Here is a 17,073-nt window from a genome sequence, read left to right on the forward strand (position 1 = left end):
TTAATCTATCTTACTTTAATACTTGGATGCCCTTTTTTTGTTGTTGATAGCAATAAGGCTGTCTGTACACCTTGCCATCTTTCACATCAATCGTCCCAGTTCGACCTTCAAATGAAAAGTGTCGATCTGAGCTGGTTAAAAATTGTTGGCTAATACTCCATGCATCGCCACCAAAAGCCAATAAACGCTGGAATGCCATATTTTCAGGTTGTTCTTTATATGCACTGATTACATCGGCCCATTGCCCATTATATAAAGCAGGTGTATCACAGAAACTCAACCCCATAGGAATCGGTTTTTCCTGCTCAATACTCAGCGCCGTGGCATAAATGTTTTTTTCAGGTAGTGGTCCCAGCTGTTCCAACCACTGCTGATCGCCCAGTAACAGTAATCCTTCTTTACGCGCAAGTTTCTTCGGTCGCTCACTCACCACATGGACATCTGAACCAAATTCGGACATGAGTGCCATCATAAGCAACTCTGTAGCAGATTCAGTCCCTGCCTGACGCAACACCAATAAATTTTTAATTTTGTCTTTTTTGAGCAATTGATTAAGTGCAATTGCATCATGTTGCTTCGCTAAACTAAATTGCCATACATTGGTAGTTTGAGTATTTACATCATTGAGTGCCAGCACAGGGATTGCAGGATTACGTTGCATTACATTTTCAATATCAGGTCGAGCCAATGGTCCAACAATCAATCGCGTCTTATTATTGACCCGTTTCTTAAAAATCGTATCGATGTTGTTTTTTGCTGAATCTACAAAAATGATTTTTTCTTTACTGCCAGATGCTGTATAAGCGCTCAAGAAACCACGTTTGATGCTCTGACCGGCTCGCGCCATCGTACCAGATTCAGGTAGAATCACCAGTACGTCCGCATAAACTGGACTCACACATGCCGCCAAACATAGTAGCAGCCAATATTTTTTGTAATACATTAGGGAGTTACCTTTTATGAGTGCTCAATTATTTGTTGTAGCAACCCCGATTGGGCACTTAGATGACATGACCTTTCGTGCAATTGATATTTTAAAATCTGTATCGGTAGTTGCCGCAGAAGACACTCGTCAATCTGCTCAATTATTCAAACATTATAATATCTCAACTCCACTCACAGCGTGTCATGATCACAATGAAAGTAACAAAATTGATCAACTTCTCCAAAGAATGTTAAAAGGAGAAAATGTTGCATTAATCAGTGATGCTGGTACCCCCTTGATTAGTGACCCGGGTTTTAAGCTGGTTCGTGCCGCGCAAGAACATGGTATTCGTGTAATTCCAGTACCTGGTGCTTGTGCAGCAATTGCAGCATTAAGTGCGGTTGGCTTGCCAAGTGATCGTTTTAGTTTTGAGGGATTTTTACCTTCAAAATCATCACAGCGAATTAGCCAGCTTGAAAAGCTCAAGGATGAAACTCAGACCTTGATTTTCTACGAAGCTCCTCATCGTATTTTGGACAGTATCAAAAATATGGCGCAAGTTTTTGGTGAAGATCGTCCCGTCGGTTTTGCACGTGAAATTACCAAAACCTTTGAAACCATCAAAAAGATGACGTTAAAAGAATTGGTTACTTTCATTGAAAATGATCACAACCAAGAAAAGGGTGAAATTGTGGTTGTGGTGGGTGGAGCATCTGCCGAAAAAGACCTAGAGCAAGATAAACTGGATGAGTTGTTAAAACGCTTATTACAGGATTTATCGGTAAAAGCCGCATCACAATTGGCCGCTGACTTGACTGGTATTAAAAAGAAAGTCGCTTACCAACGTGCTTTGGAACTCACTCAACAAGATGAATAAAACATAAGGGGAGATTATAAAAATCTCCCCTTATCATTTAAATATACAATAAGAACAATATATCTTAAGCCTTGGTCATGATATTGCCTTGATCTATTTTTCTTTCCGCTCTCGCCTGTTTAATTACACTTAACCCCGAAGAAACACCCAAATACGCGATAATAAAGGCCACAAATAAATCAGGAAACATGGTTCCAGTTCCAAACACACCAACTGCGGCAATGATGATTGCAATATTGGCAATTGCATCATTTCGACTGCATAACCATACAGAACGCATATTCGAGTCACCATCACGGAATGCATAGAGCATCAACGCAGAGATCACATTGACAGCCAATGCCAGTACACCAATCGCCCCCATGAGCATTGGTTCAGGTGTTACACCTAACCACCATGACCAAAATACTTTAACAATCACAAAAATACCAAATGCCGCCATGGTGATGCCTTTGACTAAAGCTGCGGTCGCACGCCAATACAAAGTCATGGATAGCACTGCCAATGAAATGGCATAGTTAGCAGCATCACCCGCAAAATCCAGTGCATCGGCCCATAACGATACAGAGCGTGCATGTGAGCCGCCAATAATCTCTACAAAGAACATCAATGCGTTTAGAACTAACGCAATCCATAATGCTTTTCTAAATTTTGGACTAATTTTTTTTGCTGGGGCACATGCTGTATTGCATCCACATCCTGCCATGACTTTTCTCGCATAATCTTTTATAGTGATTTAAAACCCTAGAGTAACTCCAGAGTCAAGCATGATCAGTTTTAGCATTGGACAATTGGCAAAAAGGTCAGGCGTGTCTGTCGACACCATCCGTTATTATGAAAAAATTGGATTACTTGAAAAAGCCAAACGGACGGCGGGCAATTACCGTCATTATTCGGAACACATGCTTTCAGAATTGTTGTTTTTAAAGCATTGTCGAGAATTAGGCATCACCTTACAGGATATTCAAAAGCTCAAGGACTTAGCCGAAGACCCGAATCAAACCTGTATGGAAGTCGATCATCTGATTGATCAATATCTCGCTGAGGTTTCACAGAAGATTCGAAACCTAGAACATCTCAAACAAGATCTGAGCCATTTAAAACAACAATGTTCACAACATCGTACCATTGAACAATGTGGCATTTTAAAAGAGTTACATCAGCCACTTGAATGTGAACATGAATCACATCAACACAAAAAAGCACCACAAACGTGATGCTTTTTCTATGTCATCACTGACTTAATCTTGATGTTCATCTGGAGGAACTTCAGTAATGCGCCCACCTCTCGCTAGAAATGCAGCAACTTCATCTTCCAAAGCTTGACGCTGTTTCAGCTTGGCAGTCACTGTTAAGCTCTCTGCTTCAGCAAGATCAGTATCATTCGCACTCGACTCTTCGCTATCTGCACCAGTTTCTGCCGCTTTCGCCTCTTCGTCGTCGACAGCAGAATCTTCTGTGTTGTCGTCGTAATCATTCATTTCCGTCATATTAATCTCCCCACAATGACTAAATTTCTCATCATCGCTATTTGGCCATCAGAACTTGGTGAAATTTAGCAAGCTCTTGTCAATTCGCAAAGTACAATCTTGATGAAATCGTATTTTTTGCGACCAAATTCACTCTGATTTATAAATGATTGTTTAAAAAATATCTACTATTTTTTAACACGCATATTGTGTGTCTTTCAATGTCCCTAATCCATTGGCTTGTTGCATAAAACGATCTTTGAACCAATCGAATTGTTCAACTTGTTTTAAGCCGAAATTTCGCGCCCAAACAAAGGGAAATAGCTCCGAACTTTCTAGCCAGCCAATCGCAGACATACTATGCATCATGGCATCATTCTGCCCTTTACGCTGGTGCTCATAACGTAATAAGGTTTGATCATTGGCCCATACACCACGCTTTAAATCGTGCAGTAATACATCACACAGTACCGCGGCATCTAAGCAACCAATATTCACGCCCTGTCCAGCCAAAGGATGAATCACGTGCGCAGCATCGCCAATCAATGCCAGACCTGATTTAATATAACGCTGAGCAGCACGTGCTTTCAGTGGAAATTGAGCTCGAGAACGGACCTCGACCACGTCTCCTAACATATGCAAACTTTCTTGCGTCAATAATTGCTTAAAATCTTGATCACTTAATGCTGAATACTCATCCGCATAATCATCAGGCAATGTCCAGACAATCGACTGCCAATAGCCATTCTCTTGTGCGTCCAGACTGGCCATCGGTAAATAAGCCAATGGCCCTGTCGGCAAGAATATCTGACGAGCGACATATTGATTGGGTTGCGTGGTTTTAATCGCACAACTGATCGCAACTTGTTGGTAATCCAAGACATCTAAATCGATATACGCCTGTTCACGTACAAAAGAATTCGCCCCATCTGCACCAATGAGCAACTTCGTTTTTAATGTTGTGCCATCCGCCAATTGAATCGACCAACCTTGAGGAATTTGCTCAATACGAATCACTTTGACTTGAGTACGATAGTCTTTAAGCTGCTGCAACATTTTCTGTTGAATCGCAACATTCAAAACACTCGGCTCAACCATCGAGCCCAAGGCTTGATCTGACTGTGGTGGCTGTTCCGAAGCATGTCCAAAATTGATTTCGCCATAGCCATTTTTATTCCAGACCTGCATGCCTGAATATGGCATTTGACGTGCTAAATCATCCCAAACATCGACGGTTTTAAGCAGATGTATGGTCGCCTGACTCAGCGCCAATACCCGTGGATTCATCACTGCAAGTGTTTTGTCTTGATCAAGTACAGACGCAGCATCCAGCACTGTAGCTTGCATGCCACCTTGGGCTAGCAATAAAGCGGTTAGACCACCAACCAAACCACCACCGACGATGACAACATCTAACATTTCGCTCATGCTTTTAGTCCCATCGCATAATTGGCAACCAAAGGCTTAACACCTGGAATCACATCAAATGCGATCAATCCTGTATTACGTAATAATTTGAGAATTGGATTCTGATTGCTAAAGCCACGCACCACCGAATCACAGAACTTAATCACCCGTTGCTGATCCTTTAAGCGAGATTGCTCATAAGCCAATAAATTTTCTGGTGTGCCAATATCATCAGACTTCGCCAATTGTTCCATCAAGAAACGAACCAACACATCTGCATCACGTAAACATAGGTTAAAACCTTGTCCTGCCACCGGATGAATCGTATGTGCTGCATTCCCCATCAACACCACACGCCCAACGGCTTGCTTATCTGCTAACACTTGTGACAATGGATAGCTAAAACGCTTACCTGTTTTTTCAAATTTTCCAGCACGGTCACCATAGGTTTCCTGTAAAGCATCGAGGAAATGCTGATCATTTTCTTCACCCAACCATTCTGCCTCAGTGCCCTTCTTCACAGGCCATACCACTGAGCGACGGTATTCACCCGGTAGAGGTAAGAGAGCCAATGGTCCTAATGCGCTAAAACGCTCAAAACCAACGTGCTGATGCGGTTTAGAGGTTTGTACGGTCGTCACAATAGCCACTTGATCATAATCATGCTCATCGACACCCACGCCAATGGCCTGTCGGCAGAAAGAATCACGACCATCTGCCGCAATCACTAATTTGGATTTTAGCGAATGAATATATTCACCATTTCGCATCGCTTCAATTTGGACTTGGTCTGCATCTTGTGTGAGTGAGGTGACTTGTACACCATCAATCAACTCAATCAACGGCTGCTGACGAACCTGTGTCAGCAATACACGACCTAACCATGCATTTTCAATCACCTGACCAAAGCTTTCTACTTTTTCTTGTTCTGCCACTAAACGTGCCTTACCAAAACTACCCTGCTCGGTAATATGCACTTGCAGAATGGGCGTAGCATGTTGCTGTAAAGCCTCCCACAAACCTAATTTTTGGTAAATCTGTACGCTACGGCGTGACAACGCGGTATTACGTGCATCAAAGCTAGAATGATAAGGGGCAACATTTTCGTCATCGTAATTCGGATATTTCACAGCCTCTAATAACTTTACTGCGATATTAGATTTTGCCAACATTAAAGCAAGGCTGAGTCCAACCATACCTCCACCGACAATGATGACTTGTTGCTGCATAATATTATTCCTTATCAGTTTTTCATGACTTGATGTTTCGGGACCTATCTTACTCTAACTCAAATCAGGAAGGGAATTTGTACTTTGTTTGGTCTATGTTTTTAAAATAGATTTTAGACATCAAAGATTGAAATTAAGATGAGAGACTACCTCACGTTTATATGTTTAAAATTATAGAATCCACTAGCCTTAAAGGTAGCTAAATCTTTTATTATCAATACTTTATTACTCAATCATAGTAAGCAAATGGGCTATATAAAACACAACCAGATTTCATTGCTAATTCAAATTTAATACAATTTGGAAACCAGTCGAGATGATCTGGCCAAGTAGTATGGATATACTTACCCCAAGAGGAAACTTCTATTTCATTAATGGGTTGAAGTATTTCTTCAGGATAAAGCCCATCACTATTAAGTTTTTTTAAAGCTAGTTTTGTTGCATTTATATAATTATCAGAAGCAACATAACAGCTTACATATGCCCCTCCAATATCTAAAGGCATAATCGAAATATCCATTCTTTTAACATGAAAAGGAATTATGTAGACTTTAATCACGGACATTAATCTCGCCCCATCTTTATTATGATGAGGCATTAAAAGATTTAAATAAGTTACAAGAAATAGCTAGATGAAGATTTAACGACTCGCCATCAAACTTTCAATTTCCTCAACGGTTTTCACCACATTCTTGGTTAAAACCAATGGTCCATTTTCAGTTACGACAATGTCATCTTCGATACGAATCCCGATACCACGCCATTTTGCATCAACCGTTTCATCATCGGGTGCGACATATAAACCAGGTTCAACGGTTACGACCATACCTGCTTCATAAGCACGCCAGTCTTCGCCAGTCTTGTACGCACCAACATCATGTACATCCATACCAAGCCAATGCCCTGTACCATGCATAAAGAACTGACGGAATGCTTCGCTTTCAATCAATTCATCGACATCGCCACTAATCAAACCAAGATCAACCAAACCTTGAGTTAAGATTTTCACTGCAACTTGATGTGGGTATTTATAATGATTGCCGATACGCGTCGCATCAATTGCAGCAAGCTGAGCATCTAACACAATATTATATAAAGCCTTTTGTTCAGGGCTAAACTTACCATTGACAGGGAATGTACGCGTAATATCAGACGCATAGAATTCATATTCACATGCCGCATCAATCAACACTAAATCACCATCATTTAATGGCTTGTTATTTTCAACATAATGCAAGATGCAAGCATTTTCACCCCCACCCACGATACTGTTATACGATGGCACACAGCCGTTTTTCCCAAAGATATAATTGAGTTCTGCTTCTAATGCATACTCCATCATATTCGGTTTAACGGTTTGCATGGCACGGGTATGCGCTTCAGCACTAATATTCGATGCAATCTGCATCAACTCAATTTCTTGTGCTGATTTTTTCAGACGCATTTCATCAACAATACGATCAAGCTGAATTAACTCAGCAGGTGCAGCACTACCACGACGCTGTTCTGCATCCGCTTTCTGAATCCACTGACTGACACGTGCATCAAACTCAGCTTGCTGACCAATACGATAGTAAAGGCGTTGTTTATTTAAAAGTTTTTCGATGATTTCTTCATCTAATAAATCAATCGCATATGCTTCATCTGCATCATAGATTTCAATCGCACCATCAATGCCTGCACGATAACCATGCCAGATTTCCATTTCACGATCACGTTCACGGCAAAACAGACTGTAGCTATACTCCTCACCTTCCTCAAAGGTTTCGATCACAGCCACTGCCTCTGGCTCGGCAAATCCTGTTAGATAATAAAAACTACTGTCTGCACGATATTTATAATCAGCATCGCGATTACGATACATTTCTGCTCGTGTCGCAATAATTGCAATGCTATTGCTACCTATTTTTTCAGCAAGAAGATCACGGCGGTGTTTAAAATCGGCTTGACTTAATTTCATATAGTCCTTCTGATGAAGATGAATGATTGTAAGTATCTTTATTTATAAGCTGTTAAGGCACCGCCCGAGTTAACTCGGACGATGTGGGGTAAACATTTCAACTACAGTTTGAGGGTCAGCTGCCCCTTCTTGATTTCTGCTTTTTGCATGAAAGTTTTGCAATAATGAACTTTCGGCTACAGGAATCTTGGTGCGGCCAATCGACAAGCTCACAGGAATCAAGCGTACAAACTCATACAGCTCCTGATAGCTTTCTTCGCCCTCTTCATCATTATCCGAATCTTCAAACTCGACTGCTGCAACATCTTGTAAATGTTCAATCAGTTCTTGCTCTTCTGCACGAATATGACCTGAAGCCAAACCAAAACCAAGGACCACACCTGCACACCAATCTGCCAAGGCTTGGACACGATCAGCGAGCAAATGATTATCATCTGGGAGCATTGGTAAATAATCTAATTCATCATCCGATAAAGCATGTGCAACATCTTCTGCTTCATCCGTCAAACTTTCCAGTGCTTCTGGTTGTAAAGCAGGTACATTAAGGGTGTTTAAAATTTGTGACCATTCATCGGTGGTTGGCGCTTGTGTCACACAAACTATACCTGTAAGTAAACCATGTAACTCACTTGGACTTGAAATTTCTTCAATTCCATCAAAATGGGCATTCCATTCCGTCCAACCTGAAATATCGTCTTGCATTCGTTTATCCAATCTCTATACTGCTGTATATATTACCTTTGATTGCAACTCTGTGCGACCTTCGTTATGTTAGAACAATTACAGCGTCTACAAGCGCATATTGGTGTTTTAAAAACACGCTTACATCATTTAGAGCGAGAAAACGCGTCGCTCACTGAAGCTAAACAATTAGCTGAAACTGATCATCATGCACAAGTTGTGCAGAAAAATAGCATCATCACGCAAAAGCAGGAAGAAGTTGATAACTTAACTGAACAACTCACTCAGTTACAAGATCAATTTAAACAACTGAATCAAGATGCAACAACTTTAGCGGAGCGTTATAGCCGGTTAGAGAAGAGCACGACTGATTTAAAAAATCGCTTCCAAGAAATCTTGGCGGAGCGTAATGACTTGCGTGTGAATAAAGAAAAGTTACAGGCACAGCAACGTCATAGTCAGCAAGAAATTCAAGATTTACAGCAAGACCGTGATCGCTTGTTGCAAAAAAATGAACTTGCGAAATCTAAAGTTGAAGCGATTATCCAGCGTCTGGCAATTTTAGGTACAGCTCAGGATCAACATGCACAAGAAATTCAGCAACTTGCACATCCAAATGCTGAAACTCAAGAGGAGACCTGATCATGAGTGAACCTATCGTTGTCGAACTTCGCTTAATCGAACAGACTTTCCGCCTCAACACAACTGAGGATAAACGTGAAGAGTTAGAACGCGCAGCTGAATTGTTAAATCAAAAGTTTCACGATATGCGCCGCAATGCGCCACGCGTAGAACATAATAAACTTGTGATTATGGTCGCGTTGCAAATGGCTCAGGAAGTATTCAGCTTGAACAAGTCATTGCAAGAATATGCACACTGCGAGCATCTACTCCAAACCATTTTGGAAGATGTCGAACAAACTGTTGAGTAAAATTGCACAAAGCCCCATCAATTAGTAAGTATCTTTACAGATATGTCTCCTGCAAGGATTGTCATCGTGTAAAGATCAGTTATACTAAAGCTATCTCTAGGGTGTTCGCCAGTACGTCTATTCCCCTGCCGATACTTAAATTTATGGATGTGTTCTGTGTATTTTGAGTGTATGCCTGCCTCGAGTAGGAAACCCATTAAGTATACGTCACCTCCACCTTGAACTCATCGGGTTCAGGGTAACGACCATGCAGCGGCACCTCTGGAGTACTTTTGTTACAATAAAAACAATATCTTATATTTATTTTAAAAACCTTTTGTTCTTCCCCAAAAATTCAAAATAGGCATATAATAGGCTTCAAAAAAAATTTATAATAATTTAGTACTATCAATTAAATATTGCTGTAAAAATGCCGTGAACGAATCTGCAATTTTTCTTTTTGGTGATCCTCCCACATGATATACAACGCCATCAGAACCAATCTGATCTAGTTGTACTGCATACCCCCAACACCACATTAGATAGTCCGAAAATACAAAACAGTTAGGATATAAAAACTTATCTTTATCATAGTAGCTTGAAATACTTTGAACCGATTGGAATTCGGCCAGCGACACGAACGTAAAATAATTATCATCCATATCTCGGTCAGCTATACCATTAAATTCCAAAAAGTAAGCTGTTAAAACGGGTGATAATTTAACTTGATGCTTATATTCAAAAGCCAAAATTTCCTGCCACGTTGCTGGTTTATTCAAGCTTATATTCTGTTTCTGCAATTTAAGTTTAATCTTATTCATTACATTCATGATTTACCCGACTAGATATCAATCTAAATAAAGTAAATCATTCCTGCAAACCAGATGATCAATTCTTTGGATATAGTTTATTACTCATCGTTCAAAGCGCATTCATAATTGCTTGGATCTTGCGAGCAACGCACCTGTTTCAACAACTTCATCATATCTTTGTCGTAAAAACCTTCTTTGGTCATTTGAATCCGTGCTTCACGCATCAATCGAACATAACCAGGTTTATCACTTTCATTCAATTTTAACCAAAATTTATCAGGAACTTTGGCTTCAATTTTATCGACAAATTCAAAGGCAGGATTTAGCTGCTTGGATATGACTTCACGTGCAATCGATCCCATTCCTGCTGGAAATTTATTGCGTTGCATAATCAAAGTTCCTGTCACTTGAATCACAGGAAATTTAATGATCCCACCCACAGCTTTACCTGATTTATCGGTCATCCCTTTTTGCAATTCGAGCGGCTCAAATAAAATGGCTGGCCCTGCCATGATATCAACTTCTTTATTATTAAATTTCCCACCCACCGTGACCAAATCAACAGAGACCGGTTGAGCACCAACGTTCTGTACCAATTTCTTTTGAGTTTCATCGAACTGGAATACCGCAACTTTCTTACCTGCGGCTTTTGCCAAGGTATTAATATTACGGTCTGTGACCATGATATAAGCAGCACCAAGCGGTACAACACCAACCACTTCATAGTCTTTATTTATCATCTTTTCATCAAATTTTGGATTAGCTAACACCTGAATTACAGAACTCAGTTGTTTATAGGTTTGCAATGCACCAATCGCATCAATGCTTCCTACAAACTTATTAAACTGCTTTGCACGTAAATTACTGATGCCTGCCCCATCACAGCGTTTACTACGAAAATCCTCAGTCAGTACAGCTTCATTGGTATAAACTTTGAGATTTACCAAAGTGGATGCCTGTTTTTTCAATTTTGGATAATCAAAATCTAATTTGAATTGTAAATGTGAAGGACGCGTCACATTCATGTTCACACCAAACTGCTTGGCTACACGAACAATACTTGGAATTTCGGTAATATAACTGGTTGCTTGCTCAAACGCTTCGCTATGTTCGCCATTCGGAGAAAATACGCATAACGTGACTTGTTTTGGAATCTGCTGCCAAGTTTTAGGATCATTCAATAATTGCTTCACTTTGTTTTGTGAATGCGGAGAAAGCGTTAAGTCCAATTTCCCCTCAGGTGCAGCATAACTTGGACTCATCACCCCAAATGATGATGCCAAGATACATGACATCGCCAAAGGTTTTAAAAATGTCGTGAATTTATTATTTTGCATCGCCTGTTCCATCCTTAGCTATTTCCCAATAGTTTTTATTCAAATTAAGGATAAAGCATAGAAATAGAATTGACTGCTTTTATTTGGATAGTGTCAATTGAGTCAAAATACCCAGCAATATTCACAATATGAGAATAGCGTTCTTAATCGAAAAATTATGCTAAAAACAATAAAACATTGAATAATAAAAACTTAAAATAAGAATTTACATGTCAAATGCTTGTTCTTCTCAGCTTAAATAAACGACCAAACGACATTTTCATCTTGTCGCTTTAATAGAAAATTGGTCTGATGATCATCCTCGACCACAATATGTTGATTTGAGATCATCTTTACTTTTAGTAATGTATCATTTTCATAAACCAAATCATTTTTGCCTTCTTTAGTCAGGACAAGTATCTGATCAAGTACGATGAGCTCTTTAGAATCCAACATTGTTTTTCCCTCGATAAACTCGCTGTTCAAATATTGAATATTTTTATCAAGCCTAAAAGTGAAATACTCTTATAACTTGCACCCCAAATATTCAATGAAATTATTAAAATACATAAAACTGACATCTAAAAATGTTAGTTTATGCCGCGCATATTAGATCACTTTTTAAACAAAGTAAAAATAAATTGTCAGACAGTTCACAAAAATTACATTTTATGCAAAATCAAATTAGTAAAACTAAAAGCCACATAAAATCAATCAATTAAAACCCATGAATTTGATCAAAAAACAGACGAATATTAATATTTTTACAACTAAGCGCTGAAAGACACTCAAATCAAGGGATATTTTTTTCCATTCGGTATTATTTAAGTATAAAAAATGGCTACCCTTGAGTAGCCATTTTAATTGAAGTGAATTACCAGCTTACATTGACACGTCGATTCGGTGCCAAACAACCGACTAACTGTGCATTTGCTTTATTGCCTGCACATTGCTGATATAAGTCAGTTTGGCTGTTAGCCTGAATCTGAATGCGGTTTGCATCAATGCCTTCATTCACCAATAACTTCGCCACAGTATTGGCACGCTGTGAAGATAACTGTTGGTTATAAGCAAACTTACCTAATGTATCGGTAAAACCTGCAACCACAATTGGGCCTGTTGAATTACTTTGCTTAACGCGTTGTGCAATCGAAGTGACTGAACTTGAACCTTGCTCAATCGCATTGGCATTGAAGCGGTCAAAGGCAAAAAATACACTGCCTGAACGAGCAGAATTTAAATTTGCATCATTAGGCACCTGATTATTTGCACCCCATGCCATTAAACCTTCACATGCCTCACCTTTCCAAGATAATCTTTCTGAAAGATATTTCTTGTCAAAATCAACACGGAGTTGGCAACGTAAATAATCCTGACTATTCGGTTGGCGAATATCTAATACATAGTTCCAAGTTTTTACAAAGAACACGCCTTCGCTAAATTGTGGATTGCCCAAAATATGGCGAATCTGATCTTTGGTCAAACCTGTAGCTAAACGCGCAACATTATCATATTCATAACGTTGTACTTGTTTTAGATAGCTCTTTTCAACTGTGGGAAATTTAATTTCTTCTTGTTGAACAGAAGTTGTGTCTTCATTTGCATAAGTCGCTACTGAGAAACCAGCAAGAGCTGCTACTGCTAAGCATTGAATCGTTTTTTTCATTTCATTACTCTCTTTATATGTTGAGTAAGGAGAGCGCTCGCTCTCCCCCGCCAGTTTCTTAGTTAATGACACCACTGATACCAATACGCACACTTGGATCACCTTGAGATGCAGCAGCTACACCACCAGTAATTGACCAACGACCGTTATCAGAAGTTTTACGTAAAGTAACACCAACTGCATTTTCGCCACCGTGATAAGCAGCACCCGCAGCATAGGTATATTTACCTGCAACAAATGGAGCGGCTTCGAGTGCCATTGCAGCTGCGATACCCGCATTGGCTTTCTTCTCAACATTATCAATACGTTGATTCGTATCGTAGAACGCCTGTTGCAATTGATCACCGAGATTGGTAATGCGGTTGCCCAACTCTTGATTTGACTGGTTCAATGTACCAATCGCATCATGAATATTATCTTTGCCCGTACCACCAATATTGTTGGTTTTAATCGTACCGTCTTGATTGACAGTCGTATTACCACCGATACTGTTCTTGATGCTGTCAGAAATATTATGGATTTGACCACCATTCACTGCATCTTTAGAATCTTTTGCAATTGTTCCATCAGCGACCCCCTTAACAACACGGTCACCATCTTTACCCGCCATATTGACACTTGTACCACCAGTGTCTTTACCGACAGTAATTTCGCCCTTTGGCTCCTGTTGCTGAACAAGACCAGACTTACCATCGTTGATGTTGTTGATATTGTTCTGGATGTTCTGAATATCATTGGTGTTCTTGTCAACATTCTGTTTGACATCCCACAACTGACCACCATTCACCGCATCTTTAGAACCTTGCTCAACTTTACCATCAGCAACATTCTTCAAGTTGGTACCCTTGTCGCCACCACCTAAAGTCACGGAGTTCTTATCAACATTGCCATCTTTGTCTTTGTCGTATTGAACTGCGTTATCAGAAAGATTGCCGATGTCTTTACCAATCTGGTCTTTCAACTTATTCAGCTGATCAACATTGACTGCGTCTTTGCCATTAACACCATCCGCAACGTTAGTGATGTTCTTACCACCAGCATCAATACCACTCATTGTGATACTTGGACCACCTTTAATGGTTAGACCATTGTTGTTTAGTACGGTATTACCCGTGGTAATGCTGTCAAACTTCGCATCTTTCAACAATTCAATCTTGATACCATCTTCTGTGGTACGTGTGATCACGTTCTCACCGCTAGTCTTGTCTTCTGCAGTTTCTGCATCAGCACCACCTACGATGTTTAACTTATCACCCAACTTACGATGAACATCTTTACCTGCATTGCCTGCAAAGTTTAGACCCTTGTTGGTTAAATCATTAACACCAGTAGTGACTTTGTCATCGACTGACTTGATCGCATCATTGATGTTGTCTTTACCTGTTCCACCAATGTTATTGGTGGTGATGCTGCCATCTGGATTAACTGTAGTATTGCCACCAATGCTGTTCTTGATGCTGTCAGAAATATTCTGAATCTGACCACCATTCACGGCATCTTTAGAGCCTTTCGCAATTGAACCATCAGCTACATGAGTAATGACCTTATTACCTGCATTGATGCCATCTTTAGTGATGCTTGGACCATCTTTGATGGTCAAACCATTATTGTTTAATACGCTGTCACCAGTCGTGATACTGTCTAAAGTTAAGTCTTTCTTGGTCGAAACTTCGTAGTTGGTACTACCATCTTTATTGGTGGTTTCTTTAACTACAATGTTGTCACCCTCGGTAACCGTTGTCTTCGCTTTAGTTGCAGCATCTTTTACATTACTGATTGCATCATTGATGTTGTTTTTGCCTGTTCCACCAATGTTGTTGGTTGTAATGCTTCCGTCTGGATTAACAGTTGTATTACCACCGATGCTGTTCTTGATGCTATCAGAGATATTCTGAATCTGACCACCATTCACGGCATCTTTAGAACCATTGGCAATTGAACCATCAGCAACATTGCTAATGACTTTATTGCCTGCATTGATGCCATCTTTGGTGATACTTGGACCATCTTTAATAGTCAAGCCATTGTTGTTTAATACGCTGTCGCCAGTGGTAATACTGTCAAACTTGGCATCTTTCAACAATTCAATCTTGATACCATCTTCTGTGGTACGAGTAATGACGTTCTCACCGCTGGTTTTGTCTTCTGCTGTCGCAGCATCCGCACCACCCACGATGTTTAACTTATCACCCAACTTACGATGAACATCTGTACCTGCATTGCCTGCAAAGTTTAGACCTTTGTTTTCCAACTCAGTCTTGGTGTTGTTGATCGTGTTGTTTAATTCGGTCTTGGTATCTGTGATCTGATTAGTTAACTGATCTTTAGTATTGGTGATCTGGTTACCCAAGTCTTTCTTCGCATCATCTAGATTCTTATTGGTATCAGTAATCTGATTACCCAAATCTTTCTTAGCGTCCTCTAACTTGTTGTTAGTATCGGTGATCTTGCCATCTAAACCATCTTTTACGCTGGTTAACTGATCAACATTGACTGCATCTTTGCCATCTTTACCATCAGCCACATTGCTGATAACTTTATTGCCTGCATTGATGCCATCTTTAGTAATGCTTGGGCCATCTTTAATGGTTAAGCCATTATTGTTTAATACGCTGTCGCCAGTGGTGATGCTGTCGAACTTCGCATCTTTCAACAATTCAATCTTGATACCATCTTCTGTGGTACGGGTAATGACGTTCTCACCGCTGGTCTTGTCTTCTGCTGTTGCAGCGTCCGCACCACCCACGATGTTTAACTTATCACCCAACTTACGATGAACGTCCTTACCTGCATTGCCTGCAAAGTTCAGACCTTTGTTTTCCAGCTCGGTTTTGGTGTTGTCGATCGTGTTGTTTAACTCAGTCTTGGTATCTGTAATCTGATTGGTTAACTGATCTTTAGTATTCGTGATCTGGTTACCCAAGTCTTTCTTCGCATCATCTAGATTCTTATTGGTATCAGTAATCTGATTACCCAAATCTTTCTTAGCGTCCTCTAACTTGTTGTTGGTATCAGTGATCTTGCCATCTAAACCATCTTTAACGTTGGTTAACTGATCAACATTGACTGCATCTTTTCCATCTTTACCATCTGCAACATTGCTAATGACTTTATTACCTGCATTAATGCCATCTTTAGTGATGCTTGGACCATCTTTGATAGTTAAGCCATTGTTGTTTAATACGCTGTCGCCAGTGGTAATGCTGTCAAACTTCGCATCTTTCAACAATTCAATCTTGATACCATCTTCTGTGGTACGGGTAATCACGTTCTCACCGCTGGTTTTGTCTTCTGCTGTCGCAGCATCCGCACCACCCACGATGTTTAACTTATCACCCAACTTACGATGAACATCTTTACCTGCATTACCTGCAAAGTTCAGACCTTTGTTGGTCAAATCATTCACACCATTGGTAACTTTGTCATCTACAGATTTGATCGCATCATTGATGTTGTCTTTACCAGTTCCGCCAATGTTATTGGTGGTGATGCTGCCGTCTTTATTAACCGTGGTATTACCACCAATGCTGTTCTTAATGCTGTCAGAGATATTCTGAATCTGACCACCATTCACAGCATCTTTAGAACCTTTCGCAATTGAGCCATCTGCAACATTAGCAATGACTTTATTGCCTGCATTGATGCCATCTTTAGTGATGCTTGGACCATCTTTAATAGTTAAGCCATTGTTGTTTAAAACGCTGTCGCCAGTAGTAATGCTGTCGAACTTCGCATCTTTCAGCAATTCAATCTTGATACCATCTTCCGTGGTACGAGTAATGACGTTCTCACCGCTGGTTTTGTCTTCTGCTGTTGCAGC

Annotated in this window: 17 protein-coding genes and 1 other RNA gene; 5 read left to right on the forward strand and 13 right to left on the reverse strand. The window is 40.1% G+C overall.

What is annotated here, in order from left to right:
• Positions 1-10: 10 nt before the first annotated feature.
• Positions 11-943 (reverse strand): penicillin-binding protein activator, encoded by a 933-nt coding sequence (locus tag F887_RS05085; protein WP_005295861.1) that lies wholly within the window; start codon positions 941-943, stop codon positions 11-13.
• A 16-nt stretch (positions 944-959) separates the two neighbouring features.
• Here F887_RS05085 and rsmI point away from each other — a divergent pair, with 16 nt between their 5' ends.
• Positions 960-1,802, forward strand: coding sequence for a 16S rRNA (cytidine(1402)-2'-O)-methyltransferase (rsmI, locus tag F887_RS05080; RefSeq protein ID WP_005295863.1), 843 nt, complete (start codon positions 960-962; stop codon positions 1,800-1,802).
• A gap of 64 nt (positions 1,803-1,866) precedes the next feature.
• On the opposite strand, the gene F887_RS05075 is transcribed toward rsmI, so the two are convergent.
• Positions 1,867-2,508 carry a cation efflux transmembrane domain-containing protein gene (locus tag F887_RS05075; protein ID WP_005295865.1) on the reverse strand — a complete coding sequence of 214 codons (642 nt, stop codon included), beginning with the start codon at positions 2,506-2,508 and terminating at the stop codon, positions 1,867-1,869.
• Positions 2,509-2,569: 61 nt separating this feature from the next.
• Here F887_RS05075 and F887_RS05070 point away from each other — a divergent pair, with 61 nt between their 5' ends.
• The gene (locus F887_RS05070; RefSeq protein ID WP_005295867.1) at positions 2,570-3,019 is read left to right on the forward strand and encodes a MerR family transcriptional regulator; all 450 of its coding nucleotides are present in this window, start codon (positions 2,570-2,572) and stop codon (positions 3,017-3,019) included.
• A 24-nt stretch (positions 3,020-3,043) separates the two neighbouring features.
• On the opposite strand, the gene F887_RS05065 is transcribed toward F887_RS05070, so the two are convergent.
• The 6 genes from F887_RS05065 to F887_RS05040 all read right to left on the reverse strand — a co-directional run bounded on the left by F887_RS05065 (position 3,044) and on the right by F887_RS05040 (position 8,569).
• A complete protein-coding gene (locus F887_RS05065; protein WP_005295870.1) occupies positions 3,044-3,292 on the reverse strand; it encodes a hypothetical protein in 249 nt (82 codons plus the stop codon).
• Positions 3,293-3,466: 174 nt separating this feature from the next.
• Positions 3,467-4,699, reverse strand: coding sequence for an FAD-dependent monooxygenase (locus F887_RS05060; RefSeq protein ID WP_005295872.1), 1,233 nt, complete (start codon positions 4,697-4,699; stop codon positions 3,467-3,469).
• Positions 4,696-5,907, reverse strand: coding sequence for a 2-octaprenyl-6-methoxyphenyl hydroxylase (gene ubiH, locus F887_RS05055; RefSeq protein ID WP_005295874.1), 1,212 nt, complete (start codon positions 5,905-5,907; stop codon positions 4,696-4,698). Before ubiH ends, F887_RS05060 begins: the two co-directional genes overlap by 4 nt.
• 229 nt (positions 5,908-6,136) lie before the next feature.
• The gene (locus tag F887_RS05050; protein WP_228129827.1) at positions 6,137-6,427 is read right to left on the reverse strand and encodes a hypothetical protein; all 291 of its coding nucleotides are present in this window, start codon (positions 6,425-6,427) and stop codon (positions 6,137-6,139) included.
• A 120-nt stretch (positions 6,428-6,547) separates the two neighbouring features.
• Positions 6,548-7,867, reverse strand: coding sequence for a Xaa-Pro aminopeptidase (gene pepP / locus F887_RS05045; RefSeq protein ID WP_005295881.1), 1,320 nt, complete (start codon positions 7,865-7,867; stop codon positions 6,548-6,550).
• A 69-nt stretch (positions 7,868-7,936) separates the two neighbouring features.
• The gene (locus F887_RS05040; RefSeq protein ID WP_005295884.1) at positions 7,937-8,569 is read right to left on the reverse strand and encodes a UPF0149 family protein; all 633 of its coding nucleotides are present in this window, start codon (positions 8,567-8,569) and stop codon (positions 7,937-7,939) included.
• Between the two features lie 66 nt (positions 8,570-8,635).
• Between F887_RS05040 and F887_RS05035 the strand changes: the two genes are divergently transcribed.
• The 3 genes from F887_RS05035 (at position 8,636) to ssrS (ending at position 9,751) form a co-directional block, all read left to right on the forward strand.
• Positions 8,636-9,190 (forward strand): hypothetical protein, encoded by a 555-nt coding sequence (locus tag F887_RS05035; protein WP_005295885.1) that lies wholly within the window; start codon positions 8,636-8,638, stop codon positions 9,188-9,190.
• A gap of 2 nt (positions 9,191-9,192) precedes the next feature.
• On the forward strand, positions 9,193-9,480 hold the full coding sequence (locus F887_RS05030) for a cell division protein ZapA (RefSeq protein WP_005145221.1): 288 nt from the start codon (positions 9,193-9,195) through the stop codon (positions 9,478-9,480).
• 90 nt (positions 9,481-9,570) lie between these two features.
• Positions 9,571-9,751: non-coding RNA, 6S RNA (gene ssrS, locus F887_RS18350), on the forward strand.
• Positions 9,752-9,848: 97 nt separating this feature from the next.
• Here the strand turns inward: ssrS and F887_RS05025 are convergent.
• The 5 genes from F887_RS05025 to F887_RS18830 form a co-directional block, all read right to left on the reverse strand.
• Positions 9,849-10,289 (reverse strand): SMI1/KNR4 family protein, encoded by a 441-nt coding sequence (locus F887_RS05025; RefSeq protein ID WP_005295887.1) that lies wholly within the window; start codon positions 10,287-10,289, stop codon positions 9,849-9,851.
• An 80-nt stretch (positions 10,290-10,369) separates the two neighbouring features.
• A complete protein-coding gene (locus F887_RS18680) occupies positions 10,370-11,608 on the reverse strand; it encodes a putative solute-binding protein (protein WP_005295889.1) in 1,239 nt (412 codons plus the stop codon).
• Positions 11,609-11,842: 234 nt separating this feature from the next.
• Positions 11,843-12,043 carry a hypothetical protein gene (locus tag F887_RS05015; protein WP_005183946.1) on the reverse strand — a complete coding sequence of 67 codons (201 nt, stop codon included), beginning with the start codon at positions 12,041-12,043 and terminating at the stop codon, positions 11,843-11,845.
• 418 nt (positions 12,044-12,461) lie between these two features.
• The gene (tpgA, locus tag F887_RS05010; protein WP_005295892.1) at positions 12,462-13,253 is read right to left on the reverse strand and encodes a trimeric autotransporter adhesin/peptidogylcan-associated protein TpgA; all 792 of its coding nucleotides are present in this window, start codon (positions 13,251-13,253) and stop codon (positions 12,462-12,464) included.
• Positions 13,254-13,311: 58 nt separating this feature from the next.
• On the reverse strand, positions 13,312-17,073 hold a 3,762-nt coding region (locus F887_RS18830), incomplete at its 5' end, for a YadA-like family protein (protein ID WP_005295893.1).

Origin of the sequence: Acinetobacter sp. NIPH 2100, from assembly GCF_000369805.1 — a bacterium.
Lineage (GTDB): Bacteria > Pseudomonadota > Gammaproteobacteria > Pseudomonadales > Moraxellaceae > Acinetobacter.

Bases quoted from the DNA above. Each gene is read 5' to 3' on its own strand.
- F887_RS05085 (WP_005295861.1), bottom strand. From the start codon at position 943: ATGTATTACAAAAAATATTGGCTGCTACTATGTTTGGCGGCATGTGTG.
- rsmI (WP_005295863.1), top strand. From the start codon at position 960: ATGAGTGCTCAATTATTTGTTGTAGCAACCCCGATTGGGCACTTAGAT.
- F887_RS05075 (WP_005295865.1), bottom strand. From the start codon at position 2,508: ATGGCAGGATGTGGATGCAATACAGCATGTGCCCCAGCAAAAAAAATT.
- F887_RS05070 (WP_005295867.1), top strand. From the start codon at position 2,570: ATGATCAGTTTTAGCATTGGACAATTGGCAAAAAGGTCAGGCGTGTCT.
- F887_RS05065 (WP_005295870.1), bottom strand. From the start codon at position 3,292: ATGACGGAAATGAATGATTACGACGACAACACAGAAGATTCTGCTGTC.
- F887_RS05060 (WP_005295872.1), bottom strand. From the start codon at position 4,699: ATGAGCGAAATGTTAGATGTTGTCATCGTCGGTGGTGGTTTGGTTGGT.
- ubiH (WP_005295874.1), bottom strand. From the start codon at position 5,907: ATGCAGCAACAAGTCATCATTGTCGGTGGAGGTATGGTTGGACTCAGC.
- F887_RS05050 (WP_228129827.1), bottom strand. From the start codon at position 6,427: ATGGATATTTCGATTATGCCTTTAGATATTGGAGGGGCATATGTAAGC.
- pepP (WP_005295881.1), bottom strand. From the start codon at position 7,867: ATGAAATTAAGTCAAGCCGATTTTAAACACCGCCGTGATCTTCTTGCT.
- F887_RS05040 (WP_005295884.1), bottom strand. From the start codon at position 8,569: ATGCAAGACGATATTTCAGGTTGGACGGAATGGAATGCCCATTTTGAT.
- F887_RS05035 (WP_005295885.1), top strand. From the start codon at position 8,636: ATGTTAGAACAATTACAGCGTCTACAAGCGCATATTGGTGTTTTAAAA.
- F887_RS05030 (WP_005145221.1), top strand. From the start codon at position 9,193: ATGAGTGAACCTATCGTTGTCGAACTTCGCTTAATCGAACAGACTTTC.
- F887_RS05025 (WP_005295887.1), bottom strand. From the start codon at position 10,289: ATGAATGTAATGAATAAGATTAAACTTAAATTGCAGAAACAGAATATA.
- F887_RS18680 (WP_005295889.1), bottom strand. From the start codon at position 11,608: ATGCAAAATAATAAATTCACGACATTTTTAAAACCTTTGGCGATGTCA.
- F887_RS05015 (WP_005183946.1), bottom strand. From the start codon at position 12,043: ATGTTGGATTCTAAAGAGCTCATCGTACTTGATCAGATACTTGTCCTG.
- tpgA (WP_005295892.1), bottom strand. From the start codon at position 13,253: ATGAAAAAAACGATTCAATGCTTAGCAGTAGCAGCTCTTGCTGGTTTC.